The following is a 16335-nucleotide window of genomic DNA, read 5'->3' as shown; positions in this document are numbered from 1 at the left end:
GAAAAGCCAAGTTTGCAATAAACGAATGATTTAATCGTTTTTCATGCAATAAGATTTCCCGAGTTTTCTAATAGACAAGGCACCAACGGACTGTCGGTGCCTTAGGTCGATGATGAACCAAGTTCTATTGTTTGTTTAGCTCAGCCGCTGTATCAACAAAGATGCCTTGGATGTCTTTCGCTTCACGCTCTGTTTGACCACCGTGTTTTAGGAACGCGTCGATGATCGCTGCGGTTTTTTGCTCTTTTGCGCGCTCTAAGAAGTAACGCAACTCTAGCTCTGCACCTGCGTCTTCATCTTTGATAGAGGTTGCGATGATCTCTTTGTACATTACGATGTCACGCACTTCTAGTTGGCTAATCACGCCCAATGTTGCCGCCAAGAATCCATCCAACTCTGCTTTAGGAACAAACTGAGTAATGATGTTTAACTGCTCTGCTTGTTGTGCCGTAAAGTCGTTACCAAGTAGCAGTGCTTGAAGTGCTTTGTTTTTGCCCATGCGACGAGCGAACTGCACCGCACCTTGACCACCCGTTGGGATGTTGACGTGAATCTCTGGCTGAGCAAATGCTGCGTTTTCAGTGCCGTAAGCCAAGTCACACGCCATCACAAACTCATTACCGCCGCCACGAGCTACACCATCAACCACAGCAACCGATACTTGTTTCATCGCTTTGATGTTGGCAATCATGTGGTTGAATTCAATTGATGCTGCCTGACCGCCTTGTGTGCCGTTGATAACGTTCAAATCTAAATGCGCCAAGAAGAAAGACTCATGAAGAGATTTGAATACCACTACTTTCGTATCGCGGTCATCTTTAAGTGATAGGACAAATTCGTTGATTTCATTAATCAAATCGATAGTCAGTACGTTCACTGGTGGGTTGTTGATTTCAACAGTAGCGATGCCATTTTGTTGTGTGATTGATAAAGTTTTCATAGCTGTTTCCTCAGCGTTAGTAAGATCAGCAGACCTCGGTCACGCGAATTTATTGGTTTGGTATTGAGGAGGTTTGTCTCTCTCCCGTTGTGTGCAGCTACTATAGATTTGTTATAAGATGAGAAAAATAAGCTAAATGGCATATAATTGGTGCCATAAAAGCAACAATGGTTTTTTTTAGGTAAGACGTTATGGATTTCTCTAGTCGTTTATTGCTGCTACTTGAAGTGGTCGAGCTTGGTTCGTTCACTAAGGTATCAGAACAGAAGAATGTGGATCGTTCGGTGATCTCAAAGCAGATCAGCCGTTTGGAAGAGGAGTTGGGCGTTCGATTACTCAACCGAACCACGCGCTCCTTATCATTGACGGCTGCTGGGAATGAAATGGTTAATCAAGCCAAATCCCTTCGGTCACTTCTCAGTGATACTCACCGTTTGGCGCAGAATTATCATGAAGAGCCTCGTGGTGTCTTGCGTATTACCAGCTCGACCATGTTCGGGCGTCAATATGTTCAAGATGCGATTTCGGTGTTCCAACAACAATACCCAGATGTGGAGTTTGAACTGCGCTTAGAAGATCGCATGGTGGATATGGTGCAAGAGGGCTTTGATATTGGCTTCCGCATCGGACGACCTAAAAACTCAAGCTTGATTACCCGTAAGATTGCGCGAAGTCGCCTGTTGATTGTTGCTGCCCCTGCGTTTTTAGAAAAGCATGGTGCGGTAGACAGTCTTGAGAAATTGGAATCTTTACCTGCGACCATCTACGCAGCCCCAGGTTTGTTATTCGATAAATTCGGCTATCAAGATGAGCAAGGTAAGCAACAGCATTTTCAGCTTAATGTCGCTTATAAAGTGAATGATGTGGAAATGTTGGCGAGAAGCGCAGCAGGAGGAAATACGCTTGCCGTGGTGACTGCACAAATGGTTCAAGACGAAATCAAACAAGGCAAGTTGGTGCCGATCATGACGCACTTGAATATTGATGATTTCGGCACCTTCTATGCCGTGTATCCGCACCGAGATGCACCAATCAAAACCAAGTTATTTATCGACACACTCAAATCCATTGTGGGAGAAGAGACGCCCATTTGGGAAAAGAACATCCCAAACTTCGACAAGATGTACGGGCGAGGGAAGTAGAGAACACTAGTAGTACTTATTCTCGGTAAACTCAATCCACTCATCAAACACTTGTTCCAGCGGTTTATCGGTCACTTTAGAGATGTCACCATTGGTTTGAATAAGGGTGATTAACCCATCCGAACCATAACTTTGCTGGATAAACTCACCAATGCTATAACCGATACGGTACACGGCTCCTTGGCTATCCCAACCGTTACCTTCTTTAAGAATTTTTGCGTATTGCCTAAATTCCTCTTTTGTTGATGGTTTACGCCAGCCATATTCTTTTTCGGCTTCATAGCAAGCGATCGCTTCCCAGAGCCATCTTGGATTGTTGATAATATTAGGGTTTATTGCAGTCGTTACTAGATGCACATATTCATGGTATGCGGTGTCCATTGTACTTTGGGAACCTGTATCGCGGAGCAATATTTCATTCTCGCTTATATAGCCCGTAGACCAAGGGTAGCTCTGACCTAAAAGGTGTTTTTGATAGGCTAAATATTGGTTTCGGTCTTTCCAGATCCTTACCGTAATCACTGGCATTTCTTTTACTTTAAAATCAGTAATTAGCTGAGGAGTTTTACTCGTAAGTCGATGATTAATATGTTCGACAATGGAATCATCTACGCCAGAATAAAGCACATACTTAAACTGGCCTTTATCAATGAAAGACTCTTTTGTTGCAGCGTTAGAGAAAAATGAAAGCAGAGCCAAAAGAACGACAATACATCTCATAATCACCCTTCCTTAAGAATTTATAAAACCCTATTGGTAGATGACGTGAGGCACATTTACCAGCAAGAAATCTGAATATGCGACGCTCTTCTAGTTAACACACAAACAGTATGGCTTAGCATGCGGAATACTAGCCAAGTATCCGTTCGACCTGCTCAATAACATAAGCCTCTTCTAGCGCTTTACCCAACATCAACTGATGGTTCAGCAGCCCTAGTATTAGGGTATAAAGCGATTCTTTGTGTTGCGCTGAGACGTAGTTTTCTAGCATCGTTATGTACTTTTGATTCGCAAGTAACATGCATGGATCGGTAGCAATGTTTTCTTGCCCAATCACATCAATGTAATCAGAGACGAGCTTCATTTCTTGGAAGAAACGCGGAGCCATTTGCTGGAAGATCAATACGAAGTTTTCGATTTGTTGCCCTGTATTCGCTTCACTTGAGTTTGGCCTATCTGCTAGCACTTCTGCATCAAAGTTGACGATGGCCTCCGTTGCGGCTTTGAACAGCTCATCCTTACTTTTGTAATAGTGATAAACCGCACTTTTGCTCATGCCCAACTGTACGCAAAGTTGTCTCATACCAATATTTTTGTAACCGAACTCAAGGAACACTTCGGTTGCTTTTAAGGCAATTTCCCTACGTCTGCTTTCATGATCGACGATCTTCGGCATGGTTTTCTTCTCAGCTTTTGTTACCGCAATGCCTCGCAGTATAACACAAGATCCTTTATTTAGACCGAGTGGACAAAAAAGATCTTTACCTAGCTCTTAAACCGTACTAATTTAAAAAGACCAAATGGTCGAAATAAGGGTTGGCATGAAAACGCTTCCTAGGATTTTAATTGCAGGCTCTACTGGATATTTAGGTTCGCATATTGTTGAGCTATTGACGTCTGAGCAGGTCGAGTTTAAAGCGTTGGCGAGAAACAAAACCAAACTCCTTGCGATGGGCTTACAAGAGTCGCAGGTAGTAGAAGCTCAGGTGACTCACCCCGATGAGATAAAAGGGATTTGCGAGGGGGTGAAGGTTGTTATCTCTTGCTTGGGCATTACTCGCCAACAAGACGGATTAGGCTATTTGGATGTCGACTACCAAGCAAATTTGAACTTGCTTGAAGAAGCAGAGCGAGCAGGTGTCGGTAAATTCATCTACATCTCTGCGTTTAATGCTCAGAAATATCCTCAAGTTCGTTTGCTAGAGGCGAAAGAACGCTTTGCGAATCGGCTTTTACAGTCAACAAAATTAACCCCTTGTGTGATTCGCCCGAATGGCTTTTTCTCTGATATTACCGAGGTGTACAACATGGCGAAATCAGGTCGAGTATTTACTTTTGGCGATGGTGACAACTTGCTTAATCCCATTCACGGAAAAGACTTGGCGAGATTTTGTGTAGAAGCGATTGAACGAAATGACACAGAATTAGATGTCGGTGGCCCAGATATTTTGTCTGTTAATGATATTGCTCGTCTCGCGTTCAAATCTCAAAATAAAGCGGAGAAAAATACGCACCTACCGGACTTTCTGCGCAGAGTCGGGTTGTCGTTAGTGAGTCACTTGACGGAGAAATGGGGCGGTCCTGCCGAGTTTTTCTTGACGATGTTGGCGCGCGATAGCATCGCTCCAACCTATGGCGTTCACACGCTTGATGATTACTTCAATTCGCTTTCTAGCTGTAAGTAAGTTTGAGTGGGGAATCGTTAGGGTAAACTAAAAAGGCACTGCAGAAACGCAGTGCCTTTAGGCTCTCTAGCTAGTTAAATCGCTTTCACCCCCATATTAAACAGGGTAAAGCTGTACATATCGGCATAAAGGTCGATCACTTTGCTGGTCGGGGTGCCCGCACCATGGCCAGCGTCGGTTTCGATTCGAATCAACCTAGGTTGCTGACCAAACTGCTTGGATTGCAATTCTGCGGCAAACTTATAAGAGTGGGCTGGTACGACGCGGTCATCGTGATCACCGGTGGTAATCATTGTTGCAGGGTATTCAACCCCCGCTTTCACGTTGTGCACAGGCGAGTAGTTTTTCAAATACTCGAACATTTCTTTGTTTTGATCGGCGGTGCCGTAGTCATACGCCCAGCCAGCACCTGCGGTAAACGTATGGTAGCGAAGCATATCGAGTACCCCCACCGCTGGTAGAGCCACTTTGAACAGCTCTGGACGCTGCGTCATTGCGGCGCCAACGAGGAGTCCGCCATTGGAACCACCGTGAATGGCGAGTTTGTCTGACGAAGTGTATTTTTCATCAATCAGGTACTCTGCTGCGGCAATGAAATCATCAAATACGTTTTGCTTCTGTAGCTGTGTGCCCGCATTGTGCCACGCTTTACCATACTCGCCGCCACCGCGAAGGTTGGCTACCGCGTAGATACCGCCAAGCTCTAACCACGCTGCGCGGCTTGGGCTAAAGCCAGGGGTTAAGCTGACGTTAAAGCCGCCGTAGCCATACAGAATGGTTGGCGCTGTGCCATTGAGTTTGATGCCTTTCTTGTAGGTCAAAATCATCGGTACTTTGGTGCCATCTTTCGAGGTATAGAAGACTTGCTTAGACTCAAACAGATCGGAGTCGAATGGCGCCGCTGACTCATGATAAACGCTGCTATCGCCCGTTTTGATGTTCAGCTTGTAGGTTGTGCCCGGCATCTTGTAGTTGGTAAAGGTGTAGTAAAGCTCGCTTTCGTGCTCTTTAGCGCCAAAGCCATGAGCGCTACCGATGTCAGGTAGAGCAATATCGCGAATGAATTTGCCATCCATGTCGTATTGTTTGACTTGTGAAGTCGCATCTACCATGTATTGCGCAAACAAATTGCCGCCTGCGGTGGAGACGTTGAGCACGTGCTTGGTTTCTGCGATCACGTCTTGCCACTGCTCAGGTTGTGGATTGGCAAGGTTGAACTTCGCAACACGCATATTTGGTGCGGCGAGGTTGGTCTCGACGTATAGGGTGTCACCTTGCGAGTCGATGATCCAAGTGTCTGAATCGGTATGGTCCAACACGGTAACGAGCTTGCTGTTTGGCTTGGTTAAGTCTTTCACGTAGAGTTTGTTGCCCGACGTCGATTCCATCGCACCAATCACCAAGTAGCGACCATCTTCTGTGGTGTATCCTGCCACGTAGCGATGTTTCTCTTGCTCTGTACCACCGAATACAAGCGTATCTTCACTTTGCTTGGTGCCCAGTTTGTGGAAGTAGAGCTTGTGTTGATCGGTTTTTGCCGATAGCTCACTGCCTTCTGGTTTGTCGTAACTTGAGTAGTAAAAACCTTCGTTGTTGAGCCAGCTAATGCCGCTGAACTTGACATCAACCAAGGTCTCGCCAATCTGTTGTTTGGTTTCTGTGTCGAGCACAATCACTTTGCGCCAGTCACTGCCGCCCTCAGATATGCTGTACGCGAACAGAGAGCCGTCTTTAGAAAAACTTGTTCCACCCAGCGAGGTTGTGCCTTCTTCGCTAAACGTATTTGGGTCAAGGAAGACTTCAGGCTCGCCGTCGCCAAGCTGGCGATACAGAACATCTTGATTCTGAAGACCATCATTTTTGTAGAAGTAGGTGTATTTCCCTTCTTTGAAAGGGCTGCCCACTTTTTCGTAATCCATCAACTGGGTAAGGCGTTTCTCGATTTGGTCGCGAAACGGAATTTGGCCGAGATAGTCGTTGGTGACTTTGTTCTGAGCTTCAACCCAGCCCGCGGTCTCTGCGCTGCGGTCGTCTTCCAACCAACGGTAAGGATCTTTGACGGGAGTGCCAAAGTATTCGTCCACCACGTCCACTGTTTTGGTGTTCGGATATTGTATTGTCATCTGCTGTACCTGTTGTTGTTCGGTTTGATTGGCAAGTGCGGTTGGTATGCTTCCGCCGAGTAAGACGTAGGTCGCCAGAGCTAAGGCCTTTAAATGCATAGCCTTTCCTTTTGCTGATGGATTTTATAAATAGGAATGAGACTCTACTACATTTCACTGCTCAGAGGCGAATTGTATGGTGAAGTTCTCTGGACTCTGTGAAAAAAGCCGAAAAAACAACGAGAACATTGACCGATTAGGTATCTAAATGTATCGACCTCCTGTTTTACAAAGAATTGAGTAAGCAACGCAATGAGTAGGTGCTTACTCGCTTACATCATACGTCTTATTTGGCTTGCTGCATTTCCACCAAACCGCCCGCGTTGTGAAGGTTGGTAAAGCCTTGTGATTGAAGATAACGGAAGGCTTGACCAGAGCGATTACCACTGCGGCAATACAGTACAATCTGGGTATCTTTGTCGATGTTGGCAAAGTGTTTGTCCAGCTCTGACAGCGGGTAGTTCTTGGCGTTGTCTAAGTGACCAGCGGCAAATTCTTGAGGCGTGCGTACATCGACAACTACTGCGCCTTGTTCAATCCACTCCCAACCGATATCAGCCCGCTCTGATGCGAATACAGGCGAGGTGAGAAGTGCTGCCGAAATGAAGAATACGATTAGCCACTTTTTCATGATTCATTTCCTTGTTGATGCGCTGAATAAAGGATAACGATTTGGCGCGCCGTTGCTGGGATAAGATTCACATTGCTTTGTCGTAATGGAGATACTTGATGCATAAATCGTGAAAGGCTTGAGCTTGGGGCGATATAGTGCGGTCACTCAAAGTGAAAATACCAATCTGTCTTTCTAACGGTGGGTCGATCAAGGGTATCCAAACCAAGCGGGTTTCATTGGTTGGAAAGGCAAGTTTAGGCAAAGTGGTCACGCCAATCCCAAGCTCTAAGACCGAAAACAGTGAGGTAATGTTTTCGACTGAATATAGGGCTTGCTCACTGAGCGCTCTGGCAGGAGTAGGGTCTAGTAGCGTACAAGTGCCATTGCGAATAAATGGCTGCTCAAGCAATGTTTGCCATTCAACCCCCTCGGGCTGCTGGGCGATAGGATTATCTTTAAGGCAAACCACACCAATGGGATCTGAGAGAAGCGAGGTGAAGTTTATTCCACCTTCATCGAGGTGGGATGGATTACCAAGCGCCAAATCTACTTCACCGGAAAGCAGCCTTTCTTCAACTCCCGCGGCGTTATCATCAATAAGGCTCACTTCTACATTAGGGTATTGCTCACTGAATGCGCCCAGTACACTAGGGATAAGTTTGGCCGCCACCGAAGGCACGCTCGCAATTCTTACACGCCCTTGTTGCCCAGCGGCGGCAGCTCTTAGATCGTTGTCGAGTGCATTATAGATATTGAGAAACTGGATGATTTTCGGCAGGCATATTTCGCCAAATGGGGTCAGCTTTGCTTTGTTACCGGCTTCAAATAGTGGTTGCCCGAGGATCTTTTCCAGCTCTTTGATTGATGTTGATAAGGCTGCCTGAGAGCGATTCGCTCGGTGTGACGCGGCTCGAAAACCGCCTTCTTCTACCACCATCACAAAATGCATTAATTGTTGAAGCTTGATACTCATCTGACCACCGTTTCAATCCCTTTATTTCTCTGATGTCATTCAGAGTGATAAAAAAAACTTATCGAATGTAAAAAATTTACCGTTAGATTTATCAAGTGTCAATGTGCATGATTTAACCATCTTGAAACAAAGTTGTTACAAAGGTTGAAAGGCACGTGAATACTCCAACAAAAAAACACCCAGTGAAAACTGCTCTATTTGCCTCTAAAGCGCCGCTTGAATGGGCAGTTGTCAGTAATGGCACTTTGTACACGGCGCAAATCCCAATTGATGATACAGGCGCTGTTGTTGAAGGCGGAATTGAAGCGCAAACACGCCAAACCTTTAACAATCTAGTACACACCTTGGAGTGTGCGGGTGAGTCTCTGGACTCAGTGCTGCAAGTGCTGATTTATGTCACCGACCGCGAATATCTAAAAACGGTTAATGAAGTGTATGCCGAGTACTTTGAAGCGCCATACCCAAACCGCGCCGCTATGGTCGTCGCGGGTCTAGCGCGTGAGGAGATGTTGGTCGAGTTTGTAGTTTATGCCTCAGCAAGCCAGCCAGAGTAATAACAACTAACGATAAGAATCGAAGCTGATTGATGTTGTCAGTCAGAACAGAACAAGGAAAGAGCAATGACTTTTATAAATAACGTTCAAGCAGAAAAGGCCCTATACATTGGCGGTGAGTGGCAAGCGGGTGTCGATACCATCGCTAACATCAACCCATCGGATATCAGCGAAAATCTGGGCAATTTTGCTCAAGCAAGCCAATCTCAGGTAGAGCAAGCGATTCAAGCGGCTAAGCAAGCACAGCCAGAGTGGGAAAAGACCCCAATCGAGCGTAAGCAAGCGGTGCTGCAAGCGATTGGTGATGAGCTGATTGCCCGCTGTGATGAGCTTGGTACGCTACTATCGCGTGAAGAAGGTAAGCCTTTTGCTGAAGGTCGCGGTGAGATCTATCGCGCAGGTCAGTTCTTTCAATACTTTGCAGCAGAAGTGCTACGTCAAATTGGTGATAACGCAGCGTCTGTCCGTCCAGGAGTCTCCGTTGAAGTGACTCGCGAAGCTGTTGGCGTTATCGCCATTATCTCCCCTTGGAATTTCCCGACAGCCACCGCTGCTTGGAAGATTGCACCAGCGCTAGCGTTTGGTAACAGCGTCGTGTGGAAACCAGCCAACTTAACCCCAGCAAGTGCGGTTGCATTAACTGAAATCATTCACCGCCAAGGCCTGCCTGCAGGTACATTCAACCTTGTCCTGGGTAGCGGCTCTCAAGTGGGTAACACTCTAATCAATTCCAAGCAGGTTAATGGCGTGAGCTTTACGGGCTCTGTGGATACCGGTCGTAAAGTGGCGGCAGCAACAGCGCCAAACTTTGTTCGTTGCCAACTCGAAATGGGCAGTAAGAACGCGCTAGTGGTTGCCGATGATGCAGATATCCAAATTGCGGTTGAAGCGACCATTGCTGGTTCGTTTTCTGGTGCAGGTCAAAAATGTACTGCTTCTTCTCGTTTAGTGGTTATGGATGGCATTCACGATGCCTACGTTGAAGCACTGATCAAACGTATGAGCGAGCTAAAAGTGGGCCATGCCCTTGAAGAGGGTATCTTCATGGGGCCTGTGGTTGACGGTAATCAGCTAGATGCCAACTTTGCATGGATTGAGAAAGCTCGTCAAAGCGGCGCCGAACTGGCATTTGGTGGTGAGCGTTTGAACCTTGAACATGACGGTTACTACATGTCGCCAACCCTGTTCCTGAATACGCAAAATAGCTGGGAAGTGAACCAAGAAGAAGTGTTTGCGCCAATGGCGAGCGTGATTCGAGTCGCTGATCTCGATGAAGCGATTAGCGTGGTTAATGATACTCGCTTTGGCCTAACGGGCGGCATTATCACCCAAAGCCTACGCAACAGTGCCATCTTCAAACAGCAAGCTCAGACGGGCTGTGTGATGGTCAACCTACCAACCGCAGGGACGGATTACCACGTTCCATTTGGTGGACGTAAAGAATCTAGCTTTGGTCCACGTGAGCAAGGTCAGTACGCGAAAGAGTTCTATACCGTGGTGAAAACTGCTTACCAACGTCCTTACTAACAGGATGAGGGAGCAGAGCCGTTCTGCTCCCGACTCGATAAGAAGCGATGAAAAGGACAGGGAAAGATTAAGGAGTGGTTATGTATCAAGAACGGATTGTGATCGATGGACTGCAGTACTGCAATTGGGATCGTGAGTATTTTCAAACCTTGAAAGCGAGTGGGATCACTGCGGTTCACGCAACGATTGTCTATCACGAAAACGCGCGTGAAACACTGACTCGATTTGCGGAGTGGAACTTACGCTTTGAGCAAAACGCCGATCTAATCATGCCAATCTATTCGATGGCGGATGTCGAGACAGCCAAAGCGCAGGGCAAAGTGGGTGTCTTCTTTGGCGCGCAAAACTGCTCTCCGATTGATGATGAAATTGGCCTAATCGAAGTAATGCGCCGCCAAGGTTTACTGATCATGCAGCTGACTTACAACAACCAGAGCTTACTTGCGACGGGCTGTTACGAGCAAAACGACTCAGGTGTGACTCGGTTTGGTAAGCAAGCGATCGAAGAGATGAACCGTGTTGGCATGATCATCGATATGTCCCACAGCGCCGAGCGTTCAACACTTGAAGCGATTGATCTCTCTTCTCGCCCTATCTGTATCAGTCATGCCAACCCTACGTTTGCTCATGATGCGCTACGTAATAAATCCAATACGGTCATTCAGGCGCTTACCCAGCGCGGTGGTTTGATTGGCTTTAGCTTGTACCCATTCCATCTACCGAATGGTAGCCAGTGTAGCCTTGAGGATTTTTGCCAAATGGTGGCGAAAACCGCAGACCTATTTGGGGTTGAACATCTGGGTATTGGTAGTGACCTATGCCTTAACCAACCACAACAAGTGTTGGAATGGATGCGCAATGGCCGCTGGTCGAAAGCGATGGATTACGGTGAAGGTTCAGCAAGCAATTCTGGCTGGCCAGACGCTTTGCCATGGTTCAGTGGCAGCAAGGGGATGGAAAATATCTACAACGGATTAATTCGTCATGGGTTCAGTGAACCTGAGGCGGGACAAATACTGGGTGGAAATTGGTTTAACTTCCTACAAGAAGGTCTTGAGCCCATTTCATAACAGTGCATTAAGCCAAAACAATGCATTACGTAACGCCCTAAACATGGAAAAGCCTGCTTATAAAAAAACTACAAGGTAGGTGTTAATTCAATTTTGCTGCGAGTTGTCGGCTGCTGCAAAACAGTTCTGGAGTCAGAGTATGTCTGATCTAACCAATAGCATGAAAGAGACCACGATGAACGTGTCGTCGGGTCAATCGAAAGCAACACAACAATCATCCAACACTAGTGTTGAAAATTCACCGGATAAATTGGGGTTAAGTAATCCTGCACTTTGGTATAGCGGTGGCTTTATCGCGCTATTTGTTGCCTTAGCGCTCTACGATGGCGAGTTACTCTCTTCTGTCGTGAATGCCGGTTTTGGTTGGTCGGTGGAGGTCTTTGGGCCTTACTGGCAAATCCTACTTCTTCTCACTTTTCTTATTGGTCTGGGTTTAGCGGCAGGGCGAACAGGCAAAGTGATTTTAGGTGGCACAACTCAGCCTGAAATGGACAGCTTCCGTTGGATGGCAATTATCTTCTGTACGCTACTGGCCGGTGGCGGGGTGTTCTGGGCGGCGGCAGAGCCAATTGCTCACTACGTTAGCCCACCACCTCTGTATGGCGCGCAAGACAACCCGCAACAAGGGGCGGTCAACGCACTATCACAATCCTTTATGCACTGGGGCTTCCTTGCTTGGGCGATTGTCGGCAGCTTAACGTCGATTGTTGTGATGCATCTACATTATGACAAAGGCTTACCACTGAAACCGCGTATTCTGCTTTATCCAGTATTGGGTGAAAGAGCGCTCAAAGGCCATACCGGCGCACTGATTGATGCGTGTTGTATTATCGCGGTTGCGGCGGGCACCATTGGCCCAATTGGTTTCTTAGGCTTGCAGGTTAGCTACGCGTTAAACGTTTTGTTTGATATTCCTGATGGTTTTACCACTCAGCTGATCATCATTCTATTTGCGATTGCTCTTTACACTCTTTCTGCGCTGAGTGGCTTAAACCGTGGCATGCAGATGCTCAGTCGCTACAACGTGATCCTAGCGATTGCTCTGATGATTTATATCCTGCTATTTGGTCCAACTGACTTTATCTTCAATGGCTACATTCAAGGTGTCGGCAGCATGTTAGATAACTTCATCCCAATGGCGACTTACCGCGGTGATGAAGGTTGGTTGAGCTGGTGGACTGTATTTTTCTGGGGCTGGTTCTTAGGCTATGGACCAATGATGGCTATCTTTATTGCCCGTATCTCTCGTGGTCGCAGCATTCGCCAAATCATCTCTACCATTAGTATTGTTGCGCCGTTAACCACCTGTTTCTGGTTCACGATTGTTGGTGGCTCTGGTCTTGCGTTTGAAATTGCTGAACCGGGCAGTGTGAGTAAAGCCTTTGAAGGGTTTAATTTGCCAGGTGCATTACTGGCGGTTACTCAGCAGTTGCCTCTGCCGATGCTGGTTTCGATTTTATTCTTGATTCTCACCACGATTTTCATTGTGACCACAGGTGACTCGATGACCTACACCATCAGTGTGGTGGTCAGTGGTGAAACCGAGCCGAATGCAATTGTTCGTACCTTCTGGGGTGTGGCAATGGGTATTACAGCGTTAATCCTTATCTCTTTAGGTTCTGGTGGCATCTCAGCCCTGCAATCTTTCATTGTGATAACTGCCGTTCCGGTGTCGCTGATTTTGCTGCCGTCGCTTTGGAACGCTCCGCAAATCGCAATCAAGATGGCTAAAGAGCAAGGTTTATAAACAAATCCAATAACGATGAGCTTGTGTAGGACATTCCCCTATACCTGCACAAGCTCCAATTATTCTTACTATAAAAAATAGGTGGTGAGCAAAATGGATGCACATCGTTCTAATTACACTGAAACCCAGCTGCGCAATGCCGCTCTCGTCATGGCTCCTGACAGGCTAGGTGCAATGCACCAAAACCGAATCAGCTTTGTGCGCAGTTTGATTCGTAAAATGGCTCAGCAAGAGTGGCAAGTCACTAAGCATGACTGGCAACTGTGTCCACGCGGTTTTGGCCACGTGATCTACAAACTGGCGACACCAAATCACGTTTATCATTTAGTGGTATTTTGCGATGAGATCGCCGACGAAGAGCGCAATGATCGCGTTATTGCTGAAAAATGGGATGTGACGTTTGCCTTAGTTAAAGGTGATGTTGACGTTACGCTACTCGAACAGTTAAGAGCGAATGTGCCGCTACAAGAAGCCGGTCGTAACCCAAATAATGTGTTGGTTTTAGCTCGTGCCAATAAGAGTGTTCGCGTGTTTGAGCATATTGTCAGAGCGTTGGCGAAAGGTGAGCAACCTCAGCCTAAAGAGCTGGCTGAAGTGGGCTATATCCTGCGTACTACCGCGGTTTACGGAAACGGTAAATTTGGCATTGCTGATTTTAAGTTGCTAGAAGATAACCCGGACTTCAACCAGTCATTTAGTGCTCAAATGTGCGCAGTCTATATACTGCGTGAGTTCAGCCTAGACTGGGTGCATTACTTAGCTGAGCAGCAAGGTGGTGATAAAGCGATTGTGTTGCACAAAGGCTTGCAGCGTTACCTCGGTGTAGGCAATGCGACAGGTTTAGGTATGGCTCCTTATCTTATTAATCATCCATGCATTGTCGATCAGTGGATGACATCAAGAGAGCGCGCCGTGGCTGAAGTGCTAGCCATGCCTTGTGATATGCAGTTTGAGCAACCTCTGAGTGCGTTGTTGGTCAAAGCCATGCATCACTTAGAGCAGGTTACTACCATCAATGAACATCAAGATCATCTAAATCAACAAGCGCTTATCGATATTGAGCGTTTGATTGAGCGCTTGCCGCAAGTCATGACTTGTGAGCCAAACTGGAACGCATTTCTCAAGCAAGCAGATACCATGAGTTTGGAAGCCCAAGAAATCCTGACTTCATGCTTGCTTGAGCTTTATCCGACGCTGGTGGATAAGTATGAAAATCAAATGAACACCAGTGAAACGCTTGCGATCCCTAGTGGCAAGAAGGTTGAAGAGCTAGTTAGCTTGATGAAGCAAAAATATCAGTGGGCGATAGAGGCCGATTACTCGCTAAGTGAGAACAACTACTGGTTCTGGTATCGCTCACAAGATAAAGAAGAGCCAAGACTCGGTGTACGCGGTGAGGAAATCGGTGAAGAGCGAGAGCTACCATTAGATATTGGCCGACAAGCGAATCGTCTCTACTTGGCACTGACTCAATGCCCACAAGAGATGAGTGTGGCGGAGTTCTTACTCCAGCACCCTCAATATCGTGCGATTACGCGTCGTGTTTGGACGCTAGGTTGCAGAGAAATGGGTGACATCCAAATGAATGTGTTGCGCCAAGATGCGCTGCCTATGCATCTGCTTCGCTGTAAACTGGCGGTGTTTGGTGCAACCAAGTTTGATCCTAGATCTGACCGTTGGGTGCGAGTAACTTTCTTTCAAGGCGCGCCGTTACTCGAAGAGATTAACGACCCTAACTACTGCGATACGTGGATTTTCCCAATTATGCCTAGTGGACAAGAAGTGGCCCAAAGCGATAATCAGACAATCAATGGAGGGGTTGCATCATGATCGTGTCTCACAATGAACTGGTTGCAGCGGTCAACAAAGCCTTTTTGGGTATGCGTCGCCATTGTGGTGAAGCGGATGTGATAGCTAATATGGTTGCTGATCTCCAGATGGTTGGGCTCAATGGTGTTAGGCATTTTAACAATGCCAGCCAGTTTCTTAGCCTAGATTCAGACTGTGCGGTTTCGATTCAGAATCACAAGCCGGGTCGTTTTGAGGTCGACTTTCATGGCGGTAGTGTTGCTTGTCATCTTCCAGCTGTGTTGGATTTTGCCTTAGAGAATATGGTCGAATCCAAAGCGGTCACTATCACGCTTAAGCAGTGCCATAACCGCTGGTTAGCATACAGTGAGCTGGTGCGATTGGCGGCGAAAGGCATAGCTTGCCGGGCGCAGTGGGTGAATGGAACTAGTCCGAAGCGCGCCTTATACATACTTAACCGTGGCTGTGTGGCGCCAGAGGTTTTCTTCTCTGATCAATTAGCAAGCGATCACAGCGATTTCCATTCCATGACTATCGAGCTTGCGACACAAGATTTTGATGTTGCCGAGAGCTCGGAAGGCTATGCGATTCACATTGATAGTGCAGAGCTAAGCCGCGCACAACAGAGCTCTTGGCAAGAGGGGATTTTTGTTGAGGACAGTGAGTGGGAAATGCTTAAGCAAACAGCAACTGTGTTCCTAGTTGAAAACAGCGCTCGCTCAATCCAAGGAGCGGGTGAGCTGGTTTAGCTGCACTTAATGGTTTGAAGAGGCTGCCTTGTGCAGCCTCTTTTTTGTGGCTTGGAAACAAAAAGTGCATTCTAAAGCAATAACATACCAGCATTTGCAGACTATAGTCAGTAGAGAACTCTGACTATAGGTGGTGTTATGCAGCAACAGATAGCGATTCAAGATCAGATCCCTAATAACCATTGTTATGGCTGCGGAACTTTGAACGAGCAGGGCTTGCAAATCAAAAGTTATTGGCAATCTGACAGCGAAGCAAACTGCAGTTTTACTCCCTCTCATCATCATTGTGCTGGCCCCACCCACTTTCTAAACGGTGGGGTCATTTCCACCATTATTGACTGTCATTGTGTTTGTATGGCGATCGCGAAAGGTTACGAGTTCCAGGGGCAAAAGGTGGGCGTTGGTGACCCAGTTTGGTATGCGACAGGCAGCCTTGAGGTTTCTTTCTTAAAACCCGTTTCTATTCATCATCCCGTTCAACTTATGGCTCGAGTTTTAAAGGCCTCAGAGAAGAAGATCACTATAGAATGCGAACTCTACTCGCAATCGCAAGTCTGTTGCCGCGCTAATGTGGTGGCGGTAAGAGTTCCGAATTCGTGGTTTGAGTCTTCTTTATTTACTAAGTAATTAGATTTGAACCATTA

15 protein-coding genes are annotated in these 16335 nt (G+C 46.8%); 9 read left to right on the top strand and 6 right to left on the bottom strand.

The features are described from left to right. Positions 1–124: 124 nt before the first annotated feature. On the bottom strand, positions 125–940 hold the full coding sequence (locus tag OH458_RS08220; RefSeq protein WP_009700909.1) for an enoyl-CoA hydratase/isomerase family protein: 816 nt from the start codon (positions 938–940) through the stop codon (positions 125–127). A gap of 191 nt (positions 941–1131) precedes the next feature. Here OH458_RS08220 and OH458_RS08215 point away from each other — a divergent pair, with 191 nt between their 5' ends. After that, a complete protein-coding gene (locus OH458_RS08215; protein ID WP_269977942.1) occupies positions 1132–2082 on the top strand; it encodes a LysR family transcriptional regulator in 951 nt (316 codons plus the stop codon). 6 nt (positions 2083–2088) lie between these two features. On the opposite strand, the gene OH458_RS08210 is transcribed toward OH458_RS08215, so the two are convergent. Beyond that, the gene (locus OH458_RS08210) at positions 2089–2802 is read right to left on the bottom strand and encodes a hypothetical protein (protein WP_269977941.1); all 714 of its coding nucleotides are present in this window, start codon (positions 2800–2802) and stop codon (positions 2089–2091) included. A gap of 130 nt (positions 2803–2932) precedes the next feature. Continuing rightward, positions 2933–3478, bottom strand: a complete 546-nt coding sequence (locus OH458_RS08205) for a TetR/AcrR family transcriptional regulator (protein WP_269977940.1) — start codon at positions 3476–3478, stop codon at positions 2933–2935. A gap of 145 nt (positions 3479–3623) precedes the next feature. On the opposite strand from OH458_RS08205, the gene OH458_RS08200 reads away from it, so the two are divergent. Beyond that, positions 3624–4487, top strand: coding sequence for an SDR family oxidoreductase (locus OH458_RS08200; protein WP_269977939.1), 864 nt, complete (start codon positions 3624–3626; stop codon positions 4485–4487). A 74-nt stretch (positions 4488–4561) separates the two neighbouring features. On the opposite strand, the gene OH458_RS08195 is transcribed toward OH458_RS08200, so the two are convergent. From OH458_RS08195 to OH458_RS08185, 3 genes are all read right to left on the bottom strand, one after another. Further along, positions 4562–6709, bottom strand: coding sequence for a prolyl oligopeptidase family serine peptidase (locus OH458_RS08195; RefSeq protein ID WP_269977938.1), 2148 nt, complete (start codon positions 6707–6709; stop codon positions 4562–4564). Positions 6710–6935: 226 nt separating this feature from the next. Further along, a complete protein-coding gene (locus tag OH458_RS08190; protein WP_269977937.1) occupies positions 6936–7280 on the bottom strand; it encodes a rhodanese-like domain-containing protein in 345 nt (114 codons plus the stop codon). 67 nt (positions 7281–7347) lie between these two features. Further along, a complete protein-coding gene (locus OH458_RS08185) occupies positions 7348–8235 on the bottom strand; it encodes a LysR family transcriptional regulator (protein ID WP_269977936.1) in 888 nt (295 codons plus the stop codon). Between the two features lie 155 nt (positions 8236–8390). On the opposite strand from OH458_RS08185, the gene OH458_RS08180 reads away from it, so the two are divergent. The 7 genes from OH458_RS08180 (at position 8391) to OH458_RS08150 (ending at position 16318) form a co-directional block, all read left to right on the top strand. Beyond that, positions 8391–8789, top strand: a complete 399-nt coding sequence (locus OH458_RS08180; protein ID WP_126572533.1) for a RidA family protein — start codon at positions 8391–8393, stop codon at positions 8787–8789. Between the two features lie 66 nt (positions 8790–8855). Continuing rightward, on the top strand, positions 8856–10316 hold the full coding sequence (locus OH458_RS08175) for an aldehyde dehydrogenase family protein (protein ID WP_126572532.1): 1461 nt from the start codon (positions 8856–8858) through the stop codon (positions 10314–10316). An 80-nt stretch (positions 10317–10396) separates the two neighbouring features. Continuing rightward, complete coding sequence (locus OH458_RS08170; protein WP_269977935.1) at positions 10397–11386, top strand: membrane dipeptidase; 990 nt, start codon at positions 10397–10399, stop codon at positions 11384–11386. Between the two features lie 139 nt (positions 11387–11525). Then, a complete protein-coding gene (locus OH458_RS08165) occupies positions 11526–13133 on the top strand; it encodes a BCCT family transporter (protein WP_269977934.1) in 1608 nt (535 codons plus the stop codon). A gap of 93 nt (positions 13134–13226) precedes the next feature. Then, entirely contained in the window at positions 13227–14963 is a 1737-nt protein-coding gene (locus OH458_RS08160; protein WP_269977933.1) for a hypothetical protein, read from the top strand. Continuing rightward, positions 14960–15691 carry a DUF3726 domain-containing protein gene (locus tag OH458_RS08155; protein ID WP_269977932.1) on the top strand — a complete coding sequence of 244 codons (732 nt, stop codon included), beginning with the start codon at positions 14960–14962 and terminating at the stop codon, positions 15689–15691. Before OH458_RS08160 ends, OH458_RS08155 begins: the two co-directional genes overlap by 4 nt. A 138-nt stretch (positions 15692–15829) precedes the next feature. After that, complete coding sequence (locus OH458_RS08150) at positions 15830–16318, top strand: PaaI family thioesterase (protein WP_269977931.1); 489 nt, start codon at positions 15830–15832, stop codon at positions 16316–16318. Positions 16319–16335: the final 17 nt, after the last annotated feature.

This window comes from Vibrio sp. MarTm2 (genome assembly GCF_027587055.1).
Classification (GTDB): Bacteria; Pseudomonadota; Gammaproteobacteria; order Enterobacterales; family Vibrionaceae; genus Vibrio; species Vibrio sinaloensis_D.
This window is presented reverse-complemented; position numbering and strand designations above follow the sequence as displayed.

Bases quoted from the DNA above. Each gene is read 5' to 3' on its own strand.
- OH458_RS08220 (WP_009700909.1), bottom strand. From the start codon at position 940: ATGAAAACTTTATCAATCACACAACAAAATGGCATCGCTACTGTTGAA.
- OH458_RS08215 (WP_269977942.1), top strand. From the start codon at position 1,132: ATGGATTTCTCTAGTCGTTTATTGCTGCTACTTGAAGTGGTCGAGCTT.
- OH458_RS08210 (WP_269977941.1), bottom strand. From the start codon at position 2,802: ATGAGATGTATTGTCGTTCTTTTGGCTCTGCTTTCATTTTTCTCTAAC.
- OH458_RS08205 (WP_269977940.1), bottom strand. From the start codon at position 3,478: ATGCCGAAGATCGTCGATCATGAAAGCAGACGTAGGGAAATTGCCTTA.
- OH458_RS08200 (WP_269977939.1), top strand. From the start codon at position 3,624: ATGAAAACGCTTCCTAGGATTTTAATTGCAGGCTCTACTGGATATTTA.
- OH458_RS08195 (WP_269977938.1), bottom strand. From the start codon at position 6,709: ATGCATTTAAAGGCCTTAGCTCTGGCGACCTACGTCTTACTCGGCGGA.
- OH458_RS08190 (WP_269977937.1), bottom strand. From the start codon at position 7,280: ATGAAAAAGTGGCTAATCGTATTCTTCATTTCGGCAGCACTTCTCACC.
- OH458_RS08185 (WP_269977936.1), bottom strand. From the start codon at position 8,235: ATGAGTATCAAGCTTCAACAATTAATGCATTTTGTGATGGTGGTAGAA.
- OH458_RS08175 (WP_126572532.1), top strand. From the start codon at position 8,856: ATGACTTTTATAAATAACGTTCAAGCAGAAAAGGCCCTATACATTGGC.
- OH458_RS08170 (WP_269977935.1), top strand. From the start codon at position 10,397: ATGTATCAAGAACGGATTGTGATCGATGGACTGCAGTACTGCAATTGG.
- OH458_RS08165 (WP_269977934.1), top strand. From the start codon at position 11,526: ATGTCTGATCTAACCAATAGCATGAAAGAGACCACGATGAACGTGTCG.
- OH458_RS08160 (WP_269977933.1), top strand. From the start codon at position 13,227: ATGGATGCACATCGTTCTAATTACACTGAAACCCAGCTGCGCAATGCC.
- OH458_RS08155 (WP_269977932.1), top strand. From the start codon at position 14,960: ATGATCGTGTCTCACAATGAACTGGTTGCAGCGGTCAACAAAGCCTTT.
- OH458_RS08150 (WP_269977931.1), top strand. From the start codon at position 15,830: ATGCAGCAACAGATAGCGATTCAAGATCAGATCCCTAATAACCATTGT.